The organism is Pseudogemmobacter lacusdianii (assembly GCF_030848395.1).
Lineage (GTDB): Bacteria > Pseudomonadota > Alphaproteobacteria > Rhodobacterales > Rhodobacteraceae > Pseudogemmobacter > Pseudogemmobacter lacusdianii.
This window is the reverse complement of record NZ_JAVDBT010000014.1, coordinates 1-16,048: the sequence shown is the minus strand read 5'-3', so window position 1 is coordinate 16,048 and position 16,048 is coordinate 1. Positions and strand designations below refer to the sequence as shown.

Annotated in this window: 13 protein-coding genes; 6 read left to right on the top strand and 7 right to left on the bottom strand. The window is 62.5% G+C overall.

All coding sequences use genetic code 11. The annotated features are described in order from the left end of the window. Nucleotides 1–50 precede the first annotated feature (50 nt). On the top strand, nt 51–1,241 hold the full coding sequence (locus Q9295_RS14265) for a glycine C-acetyltransferase (RefSeq protein ID WP_306681245.1): 1,191 nt from the start codon (nt 51–53) through the stop codon (nt 1,239–1,241). After that, entirely contained in the window at nt 1,241–2,266 is a 1,026-nt protein-coding gene (gene tdh / locus Q9295_RS14260) for an L-threonine 3-dehydrogenase (RefSeq protein ID WP_306681244.1), read from the top strand. The genes Q9295_RS14265 and tdh overlap by 1 nt, the downstream gene beginning before the upstream one ends. A 98-nt stretch (nt 2,267–2,364) precedes the next feature. Here the strand turns inward: tdh and Q9295_RS14255 are convergent, their stop codons facing one another. Next, nucleotides 2,365–3,012, bottom strand: coding sequence for a TetR/AcrR family transcriptional regulator (locus Q9295_RS14255; protein WP_306681243.1), 648 nt, complete (start codon nt 3,010–3,012; stop codon nt 2,365–2,367). 316 nt (nt 3,013–3,328) lie between these two features. Between Q9295_RS14255 and Q9295_RS14250 the strand changes: the two genes are divergently transcribed. After that, complete coding sequence (locus Q9295_RS14250) at nt 3,329–4,855, top strand: malonate--CoA ligase (RefSeq protein ID WP_306681242.1); 1,527 nt, start codon at nt 3,329–3,331, stop codon at nt 4,853–4,855. A gap of 6 nt (nt 4,856–4,861) precedes the next feature. Here Q9295_RS14250 and Q9295_RS14245 read toward each other — a convergent pair whose 3' ends face one another. Together Q9295_RS14245 and Q9295_RS14240 are read right to left on the bottom strand one after the other, a co-directional pair. Continuing rightward, nucleotides 4,862–5,635 (bottom strand): RES family NAD+ phosphorylase, encoded by a 774-nt coding sequence (locus tag Q9295_RS14245; RefSeq protein WP_306681241.1) that lies wholly within the window; start codon nt 5,633–5,635, stop codon nt 4,862–4,864. Beyond that, nucleotides 5,595–5,981 (bottom strand): antitoxin Xre/MbcA/ParS toxin-binding domain-containing protein, encoded by a 387-nt coding sequence (locus tag Q9295_RS14240; protein ID WP_306681240.1) that lies wholly within the window; start codon nt 5,979–5,981, stop codon nt 5,595–5,597. The genes Q9295_RS14245 and Q9295_RS14240 overlap by 41 nt, the downstream gene beginning before the upstream one ends. 178 nt (nt 5,982–6,159) lie before the next feature. Between Q9295_RS14240 and Q9295_RS14235 the strand changes: the two genes are divergently transcribed. The 3 genes from Q9295_RS14235 to Q9295_RS14225 all read left to right on the top strand — a co-directional run bounded on the left by Q9295_RS14235 (nt 6,160) and on the right by Q9295_RS14225 (nt 11,529). Further along, nucleotides 6,160–7,662 carry a phospholipase D-like domain-containing protein gene (locus tag Q9295_RS14235; protein WP_306681239.1) on the top strand — a complete coding sequence of 501 codons (1,503 nt, stop codon included), beginning with the start codon at nt 6,160–6,162 and terminating at the stop codon, nt 7,660–7,662. Between the two features lie 109 nt (nt 7,663–7,771). Then, a complete protein-coding gene (locus Q9295_RS14230) occupies nt 7,772–8,896 on the top strand; it encodes a metallophosphoesterase family protein (protein ID WP_306681238.1) in 1,125 nt (374 codons plus the stop codon). Then, nucleotides 8,893–11,529, top strand: coding sequence for an AAA family ATPase (locus Q9295_RS14225; RefSeq protein ID WP_306681237.1), 2,637 nt, complete (start codon nt 8,893–8,895; stop codon nt 11,527–11,529). The genes Q9295_RS14230 and Q9295_RS14225 overlap by 4 nt, the downstream gene beginning before the upstream one ends. Before the next feature lie 56 nt (nt 11,530–11,585). Here Q9295_RS14225 and Q9295_RS14220 read toward each other — a convergent pair whose 3' ends face one another. From Q9295_RS14220 to Q9295_RS14205, 4 genes are all read right to left on the bottom strand, one after another. Next, nucleotides 11,586–12,650 (bottom strand): ABC transporter ATP-binding protein, encoded by a 1,065-nt coding sequence (locus tag Q9295_RS14220; RefSeq protein ID WP_306681236.1) that lies wholly within the window; start codon nt 12,648–12,650, stop codon nt 11,586–11,588. Continuing rightward, a complete protein-coding gene (locus Q9295_RS14215; RefSeq protein ID WP_306681333.1) occupies nt 12,650–13,393 on the bottom strand; it encodes an ABC transporter permease in 744 nt (247 codons plus the stop codon). The genes Q9295_RS14220 and Q9295_RS14215 overlap by 1 nt, the downstream gene beginning before the upstream one ends. A gap of 374 nt (nt 13,394–13,767) precedes the next feature. Beyond that, nucleotides 13,768–14,640 (bottom strand): ABC transporter permease, encoded by an 873-nt coding sequence (locus tag Q9295_RS14210; RefSeq protein ID WP_306681235.1) that lies wholly within the window; start codon nt 14,638–14,640, stop codon nt 13,768–13,770. A gap of 66 nt (nt 14,641–14,706) precedes the next feature. Then, on the bottom strand, nt 14,707–15,813 hold the full coding sequence (locus Q9295_RS14205) for an ABC transporter substrate-binding protein (protein ID WP_306681234.1): 1,107 nt from the start codon (nt 15,811–15,813) through the stop codon (nt 14,707–14,709). Nucleotides 15,814–16,048 lie beyond the last annotated feature (235 nt).

The window sequence follows — 16,048 nt, the reverse complement described above, 5'->3', positions numbered from 1 at the left end:
CTTCTTGGCGGCTTTGATGGACTTTCCGGCAAAACGGAGGAGGTGTCGTTATGGCAGATGTTGCGGCGTTTATGGATCATCTCGGCCAAGTGCTGCAGGGGATTGAAGCGGAAGGCTTGCTGAAGCGCGAGCGCGAGATCGAGGGGCCGCAGGGCACTTGGGTTGAGATGGCCGGGCGGCGGATGCTGAACCTTTGCGCCAACAATTACCTTGGCTTGGCAGATGATGCGCGGCTTTCCAATGCGGCGATGTCAGCGATGCAAAGCCACGGTTATGGCATGGCCTCGGTCCGGTTTATCTGTGGCACCACCGATCTGCACCGCGCTTTGGAGCGAAGCTTGGCGGATTTCCTGCAAGCCGATGATTCTATCCTTTTTGCGGCGTGTTTCGACGCCAATGGTGCGGTGTTTGAACCGCTTCTGGGTGCGGAAGATGCGATCATCTCGGACAGTTTGAACCATGCCTCGATCATTGATGGGGTGCGGCTCTCGAAGGCCAAGCGCTACCGCTTTGCCAATGCCGATCTGGCCGATCTTGAAACGCAATTGAAGGCCGCGCGCGCGGATGGGGCGCGGTTCATCATGGTGGCGACCGATGGCGTCTTCTCGATGGATGGCTATTTCGCGCCTTTGGCCGAGATCCGCGCGCTGTGCGACCAATATGGCGCATTGCTGATGGTGGATGACTGCCACGCGACGGGCTTCGTTGGGCCTCAGGGGCGCGGCACGCCGGCACGGGCTGGGGTAAAGGCTGAGATCCTGACCGGCACTTTGGGCAAGGCTTTGGGCGGCGCGTTGGGCGGCTATATTGCCGGGCCGCAAACCGTGATCGACCTGCTGCGCCAGCGCGCGCGGCCCTATCTCTTCTCAAACGCTTTGCCGCCTGCCGTGGTGGCCGCAGGGCTTGCCGCTTTGGATATCGTTGAGGCGGCGGATGATCTGCGCAAGCAGCTCGCGGATAATGCCGCCTATTGGCGTCAGGGCCTTGAGGCTTTGGGCTTTAAGCTTCTCCCCGGTGAGCATCCGATCGTGCCGGTGATGCTGGGCGATGCGGTGCTGGCGCAGCGGATGGCGGCGGCTTTGGCGGAAGAAGGCGTGCATGTTGCGGGCTTCTTCTTCCCGGTGGTGCCGAAGGGCCAAGCCCGTATCCGCACGCAAATGAACGCGCGGCTGACCCGCGAGGATCTGGATTTTGGCCTGAAGGCCTTTGAGGCTGCTGGCCGCAAAGTAGGGGTGCTGTGATGAAGGCTCTGGTCAAGGCGAAGGCCGAGGAAGGTCTTTGGATGGAGACCCGCCCGGTGCCCGAAATCGGGCCCGAGGATGTGTTGATCAAGGTCAAGAAAACCGGGATCTGCGGCACGGATGTGCATATCTGGAACTGGGACGCTTGGGCGCAGCGCACGGTGCCGGTGCCTTTGGTCACGGGCCATGAGTTTGCCGGTGAGATCGTGGCTTTGGGCCGCGATGTGAAGGATCTGGCGATTGGGCAGCGTTGCTCGGGCGAGGGGCATTTGATCGGCAAGCAGTCGCGGCAATCGCGCGCTGGCAAGTTCCATCTCGACCCCGAGACCCGCGGCATTGGCGTCAATGAGCCCGGCGCTTTTGCCGAATATCTGCGGCTGCCGGCCTTTAACGTGGTGCCTTTGCCCGACATCATCGATGATGAGATCGGCGCGATCTTGGACCCTTTGGGCAATGCAGTGCATACGGCACTCAGCTTTGATCTGGTGGGCGAGGATGTGCTGATCACCGGCGCTGGCCCGATTGGCATTATGGCGGCGGCGGTGGCGCGGCATGTTGGCGCGCGCCATGTGGTGATCACCGACATCAACCAATCGCGGCTGGATCTCGCGGCGCAAGTGGCCGATGTCGTGCCGGTCAACGTCGCCAATGAGGATCTGCGGTCCTATTTCCCCAAGCTGAAGATGAGCCAAGGCTTTGACATCGGCATGGAGATGTCAGGCTCGCAAGTGGCGCTGGATCAGATGGTCGATGCTTTGGTCATGGGCGGTAAGATCGCCATGCTGGGCATCCCTCCGGGCAAGTCTCCGGTCGATTGGAACCGCATTGTGTTCAAGGCGATCACCATCAAAGGCGTCTATGGCCGTGAGATCTTTGAGACTTGGTATAAGATGATCGCCATGCTGGAGAACGGCTTGGACGTGCGCAAGGTGATCACCCATCGCTTTGGCGTCGATCAATTTGAAGAGGGCTTTGCGGCCATGCGCTCGGGTCAGTCGGGCAAAGTGGTGCTGAACTGGAGCTAAAGGCCTAAGGCCCATTAAGGCGCTAAAGAAAGCCCGGGCCGGCTGATGCCGTTGCCCGGGCTTTTTGCAATGGGATCTAGCCTATGCCTATAGGCGCTTTAGGCAGCGGCATCCTGTCTTGGCAGGGTTTCAATGAACCGGCCAAAGGCGGCAAGCTCTTCGGCAGAGGCCTCTTGGCCGGTGAAGGTCAGGATATAGGCCTGCGCTTGTTGAAAGCGGGCCTCGATCGTCTCAGAGATTTCCAACGAAAAATAAGCGATCTGGGTCAGATAAAGCACCCGGGCGCGCACCGTCGCCTCGGGCTCAGCGTAGCCATGGCGGCGATACATGGCGACCAAGGCCGACAAGCGGACTGCGTCGGTCTCTTCTACGATCTGACGGATTTCAGGCACCCGCCGCGCCCAAGCTCTGATGGCGAAATCCAGCTTTGGATCGAACAGCCGAGGGTCCATCCAGCATTCCCAGACCGCCAAAACCGCCGCTGCGATGGTTGGCACTGCGCGCTCGGCATGGGTGACAAGATGGCGGGTGTTATGCGCGCGCCAGCTTTCCAAAAGCTGGTCAAGCAGGTCCTGACGGCTTTTGAAATACCAATAGAAACTTGAACGGGAAACGCCAAGTGTTTGCCCCAGCGATAAAATCCGCACAGCCTCGACCCCTTGGTCGATCAGCAGGTCGCGCGCAAGCCAAAGCCAGTCTTCCCGCGTGACTTTGATGTTTCCGGCCCGAAGGTGTGATGTTTTCATCGGAAGCAAAGTGTCATCCGAACGGATCTGTGACAAGCTGGATTTGACCGTAAAGGGGCCTTCCGAGGTGCCAAAGACCGCAGCGTCACGGGCGGAAGCTGGGTTCGGTGGCAGGGTTCTGGCTGCGGAGCCGCCTGAGGCGACGCGGTCCTCCCCGGGGGGACGACACCGCGCTGGGCATGATTCAGTTTGCTTTTTAATCGTTTACCCCGCAGCACAGGATGCATGGCCCTTGCTGCAAAGCCTATGGGGAGCCATTCCACCCCGTTCCAGTCGGTTATGCCGCTGGAGACCCTAAGAGTAAGAAGGACCGACGATGGCCAATATCCTCTATGACGCCCTTTTTGCGCCTTTGGCTGCGCGGGAAAACACACTGATCACGACGGCCGATGGCGGGACAATCTCGGGCGCGGCGTTTTTGGCTTTGGTGCATCGCCAAGCCAATGCTCTGCGTGCATTGGGTTTGCGACCGGGGGACCGCTTGGCGCTGCAAGTCGCCAAATCGCCCGAGGCTTTGGCGCTTTACGGTGCGGCTTTGGCGGCGGGCGTGGTGGTTCTGCCGCTGAACACCGCCTATACACCCGCCGAAGTGGCCTATTTCCTTGGCGATTGCGGGGCGGCGGTTCTTGTTGGCGATGCGGCGGCGGCCGAGGGGCTGGCGGCGGTGGCCGCTGATCATGGCGCGCGCTTCGTGACCTTGAACGGTGATGGCAGCGGCAGCTTCTCGGATCTCGTGGCGTCTCAGAGCGCCGCGTTCTCGGTGGTTTCGCGCGGAGGCACTGATCTTGCAGCGCTTCTATACACCTCGGGGACCACGGGGCGGTCGAAGGGCGCGATGCTGTCGCATGACAACCTTTTGTCCAATGCCGAGGTTCTGCGCGAACACTGGCGCTTCACCTCGGGCGATGTGCTCCTGCATGCTTTGCCAATCTTCCACACGCATGGGCTTTTTGTGGCCTCGAATGTGGTGCTTTCGGCAGGCGCGTCGATGATCTTCCTGCCGGGCTTTTCCCTGCCGCAAGTCTTGCGCTTCTTGCCGCAAGCCTCGGTGATGATGGGGGTGCCGACCTTTTACACCCGGCTGTTGGATGCGCCCGAATTCACCCGCGATCTGGTCGCGCATATGCGGCTGTTCGTCTCTGGCTCGGCGCCGTTGCTGGCCGAGACGCATATCGCCTTTGAGGAACGCACGGGCCATCGCATCCTTGAGCGCTACGGGATGACCGAGACCAATATGAACACCTCTAACCCCTATGAGGGCGCGCGGCGCGCGGGCACAGTGGGCCCGGCCTTGCCGGGGGTTGAGTTGCGGATCACCGATCCCGCCAGCGGGGAGCAGTTGCCAGATGGCACGCCGGGGATGATCGAGGTGCGCGGGCCGAACGTTTTCAAGGGCTATTGGAATATGCCCGAGAAGACCCGCGAAGAGCTGCGCGAAAATGGGTTTTTCATCACCGGCGACATTGGGGTGATTGACGATCAGGGCTATGTCTCAATCGTCGGTCGCGCCAAGGATCTGATCATCTCTGGCGGCTATAACATCTATCCCAAAGAGATTGAGTTGTTGCTGGATGAGGCGCCCGAGGTGTTGGAAACTGCCGTGATCGGCGTGCCCCATCCTGACTTTGGTGAGGCGGTGGTGGCGGTGATTGTGCCCAAACCCGGCCAATCCCCGACCGAGTCGGCTTTGCTGGCGGGGCTGCAAAGTCAGCTCGCCCGGTTCAAGCAGCCCAAAGCCATCATCCTGCGCGATGAGCTGCCGCGCAACACGATGGGCAAGGTGCAAAAGAACCTGCTGCGGGCCGAATATGCGGAGCTGTTCCGTCCGGTCGCCCAAAGTTAAGCGGCATTACCGCGCCCGGGGGCGGGACCAGTCCATGCCTTGCAGGCGCGGATCGGCAAAGCTCTCGGGCGGGAATTCCAGCCCCAAGCGCGGGTGCTCGCGCAAAGCCTGCGCGCCGGTTCTGCCAATGCGAATGCGCCAGCTTTGCCGCTCAACCGGCTGCGGTTTGGCAAAAGCGGTGCAAGTGAGAAGCGCCAGATTGGTGCCGCCCGCCGGATCGCGCACCGAAGTGTAGCGGATCACGCCTGTGCCAATGGCCCGGGCGCTTTCGGCAAGCCTTTGGCAGGGTTCATAATTCACCAGCTCCCCCCAAAGCGCCTGGTCCTGCGCCAAAGCGCCCTTGGTCAGGTCTATAACCTGCGCAGACGCCCAATCCGCCGCAAAGGCGGTATATTCGGCGGCGTCATCGGGGAAGGGGGTGCCGGGGCTCTCGGCGTAAAAGAGGAACCGATAGAACACCATCTCTGCCGCCGCCGTCTCTGCCGCTTCGGCACCATACCAGACGCCGGGCGTAAGGCCTGCGCGGCGAAAGCGTGAGCCTGCGGGGTAGGGGCGGTAGCGAAAGGGCGTGGTGAAAAGGTAGTCAAGCCCGGCGCATTCGGGGGGAAGCGGCGGCTTAGAGGTCTCTAAGATCGCCTCTAAGGCGGCTTGCTCGGCCAGAGTATCGATCAGTTTCAAGGTGGAAACACGGTGCTGAGCTTCCACAAATCGCCAAGCTTGGCCGTGACCGGGCGCGATCTCAGAGCGGAGCGCGTCGGGCGTCCAGATAGGTTGAGACATCGACAAGCCCTTGCACTTGAAGCATTCTTTCAATTGGTTTCGCCGCCAAGGCCAGATTGGGCGCGGCGATCCAGCGCCGGGCAACGGCCTCATCCCCGCCAGTGATCGCATCAAGCGAGCGGAAAATCCGCACCAGCAAAGCGGCCAGCTCAAAGGCCTTGCTGCCCGGTTCAAGCAGGCTTTCTTGCCGCTTCCAGCGCGATACTGTGGCTTCTGAGACGCCAATAATCTCGGACAATTGGCGGCCCGAAAGCCCCAAACGCTCAGCCGCACGCAAGGCGGCCTTGGTCAGAACGGCACCCGCCGCCAAGGGGTGATGCGCAGTATCAGCAAGGGGCAAAGCCATGAGCATTCCTTTCCTGTGAAAGATATAGCATATAATTCTGTCAAATGAAAGAGTGCTGTGGATTCGGCTTGGGTGAACCGCGGGCAGGTTGCCCAGAGGGAACCGCGCGGCCCGGGCGGCGTTGCCAGTCGGCATTGCCGCGAAGTTTTTACGCATTGAGTTGTCAGAGTGAGGGGCTATGGCGGAACACCGTCTGCTGCGGGTTGAGCAAAATTGCTGGCGCATCGAACAGGCTGACCGTTTTACCTTCATCGTCGACGGTGCAGATTACTTTGTTGCGGCCCGTCAGGCGCTTTTGAAGGCGCGAAAGTCGATCATGCTGATCGGTTGGGATTTCGACACGCGGATCAGGTTCGGTGACCCGAAAGATGGCGGACCAGAGCGGCTGGGGGATTTCATCCTTTGGCTCGCGGCGCGCCGACCTGAGTTGGAGATCCGGCTGCTGCGTTGGGACACGGGCGCGCTAAAGACCTTGCTGCGCGGCAATACTTTGCTGACCATCCTGCGCTGGAAAGCCCGCAAAAACATTACCTTGCGGCTGGATGCGAAGCACCCGCTTGCCGGTTCGCATCACCAGAAGATCGTGGTGATTGACGACAGCATGGCCTTTTGCGGCGGCATCGATATGACGATGCAGCGCTGGGACACGCGCGCGCATCTTGACGATGACCCTCGGCGCACGGACCCCTCGGGCCGGCCTGTCCAGCCTTGGCACGATGCGGCCAGCGCCTTTGATGGTGAGGCCGCGGGCGCGCTGGGCGATCTGGCACGCGCGCGCTGGCAAGCGGCCACAGGTGAAACGCTGCCGCCGATTAAAACAGCCGATGCGGGCAGCCCGCAAGATTGCTGGCCCGAGACATTGCAGCCCACCTTCACCGAGATGCGGCTTGGCATTGCCCGCACCATACCGAAAATGGACGACACTCCGGGCGTGCATGAGATCGAGGACGCTTGGATCGCCATGATCCGCAGTGCCAAGCGGATGATCTATGCCGAAAGCCAGTATTTCGCCTCGCGCAAGATCGCCTTGGCGATTGCCGAGCGGCTGATCGAAGCCGATCCGCCCGAAATTGTCATCGTTAACCCTTTCACCGCGATCGGCTGGCTCGAGCCCCTGGCGATGGACACCGCCCGCGCCAAGCTGGTTGAGGCATTGCAGCGGCTGGACCATAAGAAACGCTTCGCGATCTATCACCCCCAGACGGCGGGCGGCACGCCGATCTATGTCCATGCCAAGGCGATGGTGGTGGATGACCATGTTCTGCGCGTCGGCTCGTCCAATTTCAACAACCGCTCGATGCGGCTCGACACCGAATGCGATGTCATCCTTTCAGCTGATGAGGCGGGCAATGCACATCTGTCGGATGAGATTGGCGCTTTGCGCGATGACCTTTTGGCCGAGCATCTGGGGGTCGCACCGGCGGAAGTGACGGAGAAGCTGGCGGAAACCGGCTCTTTGATCGCCACGGTCGAAGCTCTGCGCGGCTCTCGGCGATCTTTGGTGCCCTATGAACTGCCGGAACTCTCAAGCTTCGCGGGCTGGTTGGCCGAGAATGAGATCCTTGACCCCAATGGCCCGGATGAGCTGTTCGAAGCCACCTCGAAGCGTGGATTGTTCAAGGGCTGGGGGCGGATCAAGGGGCTGCGCCGCCTGCGCGAGCGGCTCCGCCGGCCAAGCTAGCCCGGCCCACCGCCAGTCGCGCCTTGCGCGAGTGCGCCCCGCACCGCAATATGCCTGTTAGGGCAGATCGGGGCCGCCAGTGCCCCCGGCGCGCGGGGCATAGGGCGATATGGGCTATAAATTTCTGCATTCCTCGGACCTGCATCTGGGCCGCGCTTTTGGTGGCTTTCCCGAAGACATCCGCGGCCGTCTGCGTGAGGCGCGCCATTCGGTGATCCGCCGCTTGGCCGAGGCCGCACGGGCGGGCGGCGCGCAGCTGGTGCTGCTGGCGGGCGACACGTTCGACGCCGAAACCCCATCGCCCGAGACCCTGCGCCATGCATTGCGCGCAATGGCGTCTGAGGCCGATCTGCGCTGGGTCTTGATGCCCGGAAACCATGACAGCCTGGCGGCATCCGAGCTTTGGCGGCGCATCCAGAACGATGCACCGGGCAATCTGACCGTGCTCACCACGGCTGATCCTGTCGAGCTTGCCCCCGAGGTTTGGCTTTTACCCGCACCTTGCACGCAGCGCCGCCCCGGCCGGGATTTGACGCAATCCATGTCGGCGCCAACGCCCGAAGGTGCTTTGCGGATCGGGCTTGGCCATGGCGCGATCATGGATTTCACCTCGGATGAGGGCAGTCCGGGGATCATTCCGCCCGATCGCGCGCGGCTCTCGGGCCTTGATTATCTCGGCTTGGGCGATTGGCATGGTCGGATGTCGGTCGGGGCGGAAACTTGGTATTCCGGCACGCCCGAGGCGGACAGTTTCAAGCATGAAACTGCGGCGGGCGCTTTGCTGGTCAGCCTGACCGCCGCCGGTGCGCCGGCAAAGGTGGAGGTGGCCGAAACTGGGCAATTTGGCTGGCAAAGGCTGAGCTTAGACCTTCTGCCGGGGGAAGATGTGGCGTCTGTTTTGGCGGGGCAATTGCCCCCAGAGCCACAGCGCCGAGACCGGCTTTTGCGGCTTGAGGCATCGGGGCGTCTGACCTTGGCCGAACGCGCCGGATTTGAGGCTTCGTTGGCGGCAATTGCCCCCGATTTCGGCTGGTTTGAGCAGGATCTCACGCGGCTTGGAACCGACGTGCACGCGGGGGATCTGGACTTGATCGACCGGGGCGGGGCTTTGCGCCATGCCGCCAATGCTTTGCACGCCCAAGCCGCCGACCCGGCTTTGGCGGCGGCGGATCGCGATCTTGCGGCTTTGGCTTTGTCGCGGCTTTATGCCTTGGTGCAGGAGATCGAGGCATGAAAATCCGCGCGATTGAGCTTTCTAACCTGCGCCGTTTTGCCGGGCAACGCGCCCGGATTGAGGGCATCGGTGATGGCATTTCGGTGCTCTCGCAGCCCAATGAATTTGGCAAATCCACCTTCTTTGACGGGCTGCATGCGGTGTTTTTCCAGCCGCATCGCAGCTCAAAAGCCCCGGTGAAGGCGCTGCAACCCCATTCCGGCGGCAGCCCGGAGGCGAGCGTCGAGATTGAGCTGCCCGAGGGCCATTTCCGCATCGAAAAGCGCTGGCTTGGCCGCGCCAATGCGCGGATTTTGGACGCCCAAGGCCGCATCATCGCGCAAGAGGATGAGGCCGAGGCTTGGATCGACCGGCTGACCGGGCAGGGGCTGGCCGGGCCGTCGGGGCTTTTATGGGTGCGGCAGGGGCTTTTGGGTATGGAGCCCGAGGGCAATACCACGGCCGAGAAGGCCGAGCGCGAGCGGGCTCTGGTGGCGCGGCGCGACCTGATTTCCTCGGTCGCCGGCGAGATTGAGGTGATGACCGGCGGGCGGCGGATGGATCTGGTGCTGGCGCGGGTAAGCGAAGAACTGGCGCGTTTGGCGACCAGCACGTTGCGGCCCAAGGCGGGCGGCGAATGGGCGCGGGCGGTGGATGAGGCGGCCGCGATGGCCGCTGAGAGGGCTGTGCTTGAGGGCAAGGTCGCACGGCTGAGTGCCGAGCTGCGCCAGCGCGCCTCGATCGCTAAGGACTTGGCTTCATTGGCTGATCCTGAGGCGAGCGCGCGTGATGAAGCGGCTTTGGCGGCGGCGGAGACGGCGCTGCAAGCGGCTGAAAAGCACTCTGAAGCTTTGCAAAAGGCCGAGGCTGAACTGCGGCTGGCGCAATTGACGGCAAAGCAGGGGCAAGATGCGATCCTGCGGCTGGAGGGGGTGAGAACCCGGCTGCAACGGGCGCAGGAATTGGACGGCAAGGCGCGCGACGAGGCGGCGAAGGCTGAGGCTTTGGCGCAAGCGGCGGCGCAGCAAGAGGCCTCGGCGGTCGCTGGGGCCGATACGGCGCGGGCGGCGGCTTTGGCGACTGCGACCCGGCTGGAAGCGGCGCAGCGCGCGCAGCTTGCCATCGCGGCGCGCGACCGTGTCGCGGCATTGGAGGCGGAGCTGGCCCGTGCCGAGCGGCAACGCGGGGCGCTTGAAGAACAACAAGCGGCGCGGCAGTTGATTAAGATCAGCAAGGCGCAGCTTGAGGCGGCCGAGGCGGCGCAATCCGCGCGCGACCGGCTGGCCTTGCAAGATGAGGCGCGGCGGGTCTCGGTCAGTCTGCGCTATGACAGTGCTGCGCGGGTGACGGTAGAGGGCCTTGCTTTGGGCGATGCGCCCCTGCGCCTGCGCGGTTTGACGCATTTCGATCTGCCGGGGATTGGGCAGATGTCGGTTGATCCCGGCCTTTCCGGCGCGGGCGATATGGCGGGGGAACTGGCCAAGGCTGAGGCCAAACTGGCCCAACTCCTGAGCGCTTGCGGCTGCGCCGATCTCGCTGCCGCGCGCAGCGCTTGGTCCGAGGCGCAAAGGCTTGATACCGCTTTGGCCGAGGGCCGCGCGCGATTGGCGGAACTGGCGCCCGAGGGGGTTGAGGCGCTGCAAAGCCGGCTGGCTGCGGCCCGCGCAGAAGCGGGGGAAGCCACTGAGGTGGTGGTGGAGGATCTGCCCGCCTTGCAGGGGCAACTTACCAAGCTGCGTCAAGCCGAGGATCAGGCGCAGGCTGTGCGGCGCGAGGCGGAAGCGCGCCATGCCACCTTGCGCGAAACCCGCGCTGCGCGACAGGCCGAGCTGCAATCAGCGGGCCAAGCACTGGCTGCGATCCAATCTGAGGCGGGCGATCCGGTGGAGCTGTCAGCGCAGCTTTTGAACCTGAAAGCAGCGCAGCCCGGCTTGGAAGCGGCGCAGGTCAAGGTTTCCGAAATTCTGAATGATCTCAAAGCGAAAGCGCCCGATCTTGCCACGGCACATGCAGCGGTGACGCGGCTGCGCTCGGTCGTGGCGGGGCGGCAGCGCGACCGCATTCGGCTGGAAAGTGAGTTGGCGGGCGTCAACGGCTCGATCGGCGCTTTGGCCGATGAGGGGATTGAAGAAAGCCTAGACGAGTTGCGCGGCCGTGAAGCCGCCGCCTTGGCGCGGGCGGCGCGTTATGAGCGCGAGGTGCAGGCTTTGAAGCGCCTGCGTGAGGCTTTGGAGCGCGCCCGCCAAGCCATGCGGGATGAGTATTTCGGTGAGGTGTTGCAAGAGCTGAACCCGCTTCTCTCGATCCTGCATCCGGGGGCGGCGTTGCGGATCGATGACGCCAGCCTTTTGCCCGTCGCGCTTAGCCGCGATGGGCAGGATGAGGTGCTGGATATCCTCTCGGGCGGCACGCGTGAGCAGTTGGCGGTGCTGACCCGGCTGGCCTTCGCGCGGCTTTTTGCGCGCTCGGGGCGGCCGGTGCCGGTGATCTTGGACGATGCTTTGGTGCATAGCGATGATGACCGGATCGAGGCGATGTTCACCGCTTTGCACCGGGTGGCGCAGGATCAGCAGATCATCGTGCTGACCTGCCGCCAGCGTGCTTTCGCGCCTTTGGGCGGCGATCGGTTGCTGGCAAAGGTCACCGCACTTTAACGGCAAAAGCAAAACGCCTCCGGCCAGACCGGAGGCGTTTTACGATGGGCGGCGCTTTAGGCGGTGCCGTCGAGCGCGATGAAGTCACCCGGATTGAGGTGGACTTGGATCGCGGCACCGACTTGCGGCGGCGGCGTATCGGGGCGGTTGAACGTATCCAGCGAGACCATCGTGTCCGCCACTTCGGCCTTCACCCGGATGATCGAACCCATGAAATGCACCTCACGCACGGTGGCTTGCAGCTGCATCGCGGGCGCGGGGGCTTGGCCCAGATGCAAAGCCTCGGGCCGCAGGGCGAGGGTGACTTTGTCACCGCGCAAACGCTCAATCTTTTTGCCAAGGCTGACGGTTTGACCGTCCAAAGTGACGGTGCCGGTGGTGGGCTCATCCACCACAGCCTCAAACGTGTTCAGGGTGCCGACGAAATTGGCCACGAAGCGGGTGGCGGGTTGGTTGTAGATGGTGAAGGGCTCGCCCACCTGCTCGGCAATGCCGCCATTCATCACCACGATGCGGTCCGAGATCGACATCGCCTCTTCTTGGTCATGGGTGACGAAGATGGTGGTGATGCCAAGGTCGCGTTGGATCTGGCGGATTTGGTTGCGCAAAGAGACGCGGACCTTGGCGTCCAGCGCCGACAAAGGCTCATCGAGCAAAAGCACTTTGGGGCGGGGGGCCAAAGCGCGGGCCAAAGCCACGCGCTGCTGTTGGCCGCCCGAAAGCTGGAACGGATAATGGCCGCCCTTTTCTGGCAGGCCAATCAGCGCCAGCATCTCGGTCACGCGCTCATTGCGCTCACCCGCAGCCATGCCTGCGACTTTAAGGCCAAAGCCCACATTCTCGGCCACGGTGAGGTTGGGGAACAAAGCATAGGCTTGGAACACCATGCCGATCTTGCGCTGGTTGGGGCGCAGCCGCGTTACATCCTCGCCGCCGATGATGATCTGGCCGCCCGAGGGTTGCTCGAACCCCGCAACCATCCGCAGCACGGTGGTCTTACCGCAGCCTGAGGGGCCGAGCAGCGAGACAAACTCGCCCTGCTCGATGCCAAGGGTGAAGTCCTTCACCACGCGGTTGGTGCCGAAGGACTTTTCCAGATGCGACAGGTCAAGATAAGCCATCAGCGTTGCTCTTTCGTATGTTTTTGCAGCCGGGTGACAAGCTGGATCAGGCCGATACAGGCCCAGGTTATGCCAAAGGCGATCACGGCCAGCGCCGAGGGCTCATAAGCCTTATTGGCGCCCACCAGCTGAAGGTAAGGCCCAAAGGCCGGGCGGTTGAGAAGGGCGGCCAGAGTGAACTCGCCCATCACGATGGCGAAGGTCACGAAAGAGCCCGAGAGCACGGCGACCAGCACATTGGGCAAGATCACGCGGCGGAAAATGGTGATCCACCCGGCGCCAAGCGATTGCGCGGCCTCGGTCAGGGTCGCGATGTCGATGGTGCGCAACCCGGTGTCGACGGCGCGGTACATATAGGGCAGCGACAGGGTGATGTAGCCTGCAAGCAGCAGGATATCGGTGCCGAAATTGGTGCCCGTCAGCGGCAGCCAAGACGAGGTGTTGAACATCCGGATATAGCCAAAGACGATGACGATGGCCGGGATCACCAAGGGCAGCAGGGTGATGAACTCGATCACCGGGCGCAGCTCGGGCATGCGCAGCCGCACCCAATAGGCGGTGGGCACCACCAGAAGGATGCCGAAGACGATGGTCAGCACCCCCATCATCACCGAATAGCTGAAGGTCTGCCGGAAGGCCGGGTCGTTCAGCACCGAGACATAGGCGTCAAACGAATAGACCCCGCGCCGCATCGAAAGCGAGAATTCAGCCATGCCCAGAAGCGGCAGGATGAAGATCATCATACCAAGCGCGAAGCCCAGCCAACCCCACCAGCAGGCCGAGCGGCGGCCCGCGGCCAAAGCCGCGCCCCAGAAGAACACGGCCAGATAGGGCGGATGCAGCGGCAAGGGCAGGGCTTTGACCAGCAAGACCGGGGTCAATAGCGCCAAGGTTGCCAAGATCAGCAGCACCGCCAAGACCCGCGAGGGGAGTTTGGCGAAGACTTGGAAGGCAAAGCCCAGCACCAGCACGGCCAGCACCTTGCCACCGGAATGGCTGATGGAGCCGCCCAGCGAGACGATCATCTCAAAGACTGCATCAAGATATTGTGTCAGCCCCAGCAAGGGCGAGAGCAAGGTGGCGAGAAGCGCCTGCAGGCCGGTCAATTCTTCGACGTTCATTTCTGCCACCTCTCGGTCCGGGCGCGCAGCAGAAGGTAGGCGGTATTGGCCAGACCCGTGATGACGATCATGCCGAAGGCCAAAGCATAGCCCAAGCCGGGCGAGCCCAGAACATCGCCGCGGATCTGGCTAAAGAGCAAGATCGGCGCGATGTTCAGCTGCGGTCCGGCCAGCGCAAAGGCGGTGGCAACAGCGCCGAAGCTGTTGGCAAAGAGCAAAGCGAATGTGCCCAAAAGCGAAGGCAGCAGGATCGGGAAGGCGACCATGCGCCAATATTGCGCGCCACTTGCGCCCAAAGTCTCGGCGGCCTCGCGCCATTCTTTGCGCAACCCGTCCAAAGCGGGGGTGATGATCAGGATCATCAGCGGCACTTGGAAGAAGAGATAGGTGACGATCAGCCCGGTGGTCGAGAAAAGGTTGAACCCCGTCGCCCCGCGCAGGTTGATGCCAAATTCGGTGCGCAGCCAAACGGTGATCAGACCCGCCGGGCCGATCGTGGCGATGAAGGCAAAGGCCAGAGGCAGGCCTGCAAAGTTCGAGGCCACGCCCGAGAAGGTCAGCAAGGGCGAGCGGATCACCTTAGGCAAGCCGCCCAGCACCACCGCCGAGGCCATGGCAAAGCCGATCAGGCAGCCCAGAAGGGCCGACCAAAAGCTCAGCTTGATCGAGACCCAATAGGCGTTGCGAATGGTCGTGGTGTTTAGCCCGATCAGATTGTCCAGCGTGAAGCCACCATCGGGGCCTCGGAACGCGCCAATCACGATCGTCAGGGCGGGCAGGATCAGAAAGAGGCCCACGAAAAGGAAGAAGGGCGCAACGCCAAGCCATCTTGGAGACAGCCAGTATCGCAAGCTTGAGGAACGATCCATGCGGGGCCCTATCGACAATTACAAAAATGGCGCGCAGCCGCAAAGGCCGCGCGCCAAATCAAAGGCTTATTGGACGACGTCTGCGCCCACAACCGAATCCCAGCCGGCTTTGACGGCGTCGGAGTTGGCGTTCACAGCGTCAAGGCTCGGGAAGACGGCTTTGGCATAGCCCTCAGCCGGGGGCAGCTTGTCCAAGAGCTCTTGCGGCACGGCGCCTTTTTCTACCAGATCGTTGAAGCGGATCGGGTGGCAATAGCCAGCCAGCCAGCCCAGCTGACCTTCGTCGCTGTAGAGGTATTCCATCCACAGTTTCGCGGCATTGGGTTGCGGTGCGAAAGCGCTGATCGCTTGGACATAAACGCCAGCAAGCGAGGCATCCGACGGCACGATCACCTCGACCGGCGGGTTGCCGTTGAGGCTGTCACGCCACGAAAGACCGTTATAGTCCCAAGCGATGACGATCGGGGTGGTGCCTTGTGCCAAAGTGCCGGCCTTGCCGATCACCGGAACGAAGTTGCCCGCATCATTCAGCTCTTTGAAGAACTGCAGACCGGCTTCAGCGGCTGCGGTGCCCGGCTCAGCGCCGCGTGCAATGCCAGCCGCCATAACGGCGAGGATCGCTTGGTTCGAGGCGCGCGGGTCGCCCGCCATCGCCACTTGGCCCGCATATTCCGGTTTCAAGAGGTCTTCAAACGACTGCGGCACATTCGGCACGAGGTCGGTGTTCACCACCAAGGTCATCACGCCGTAATAGTCGCCATACCAATGGCCATCGGCATCCTTGGCATCGTCGGGGATGCTGTCCCAGGTCGAGACCTTGTAGGCCTGCGTCAGGCCCTCGTCTTTGGCCGCCGGGCCGAAGGAGAGACCAACGTCGATCACGTCGGGCGCCTGCGGGCCTTTGTTGTCTTTGTTGGCGCGGATCGCTTCCAACTCATCGGCGCTGCCCGCATCGGGGTTCAGACCGTTATATTCAATCTCGGGATATTTGGCTTTGAAGGTGTTGATCACATTCTCATAGCCACACCAGCTGCCCGGCAGGGCGATGGTCGACAGCCGACCCTCGGCCTTAGCTGCGGTCTCGAGCTCGGCCAAAGACTGCGCTTGCGCCACGCCCCCTGCCAACATTGCCACCAAGCTGGCGGTCGCCGCCAGTTTCGTCCGACCAATCATGTCTTACCCCCATTCAAGGATGCGGCCTGAGCCGCGGGTTTCTGGCAGGCAGAGGCCAATCTGGCGACAGCCCGTCCATGACCCTAGCAACTGCCAGCGCTAGGTGACAATCATGTGACTGAATGTAACAGAAAAATAATTCTTTCACTGAGGGCCAAGCCTTCGGGGGCTTAGGGTCAGGACTCGTTCTTGTGTCATAGCCAGAAGATGACGGTTGCGGCGAGGGCGACGACGG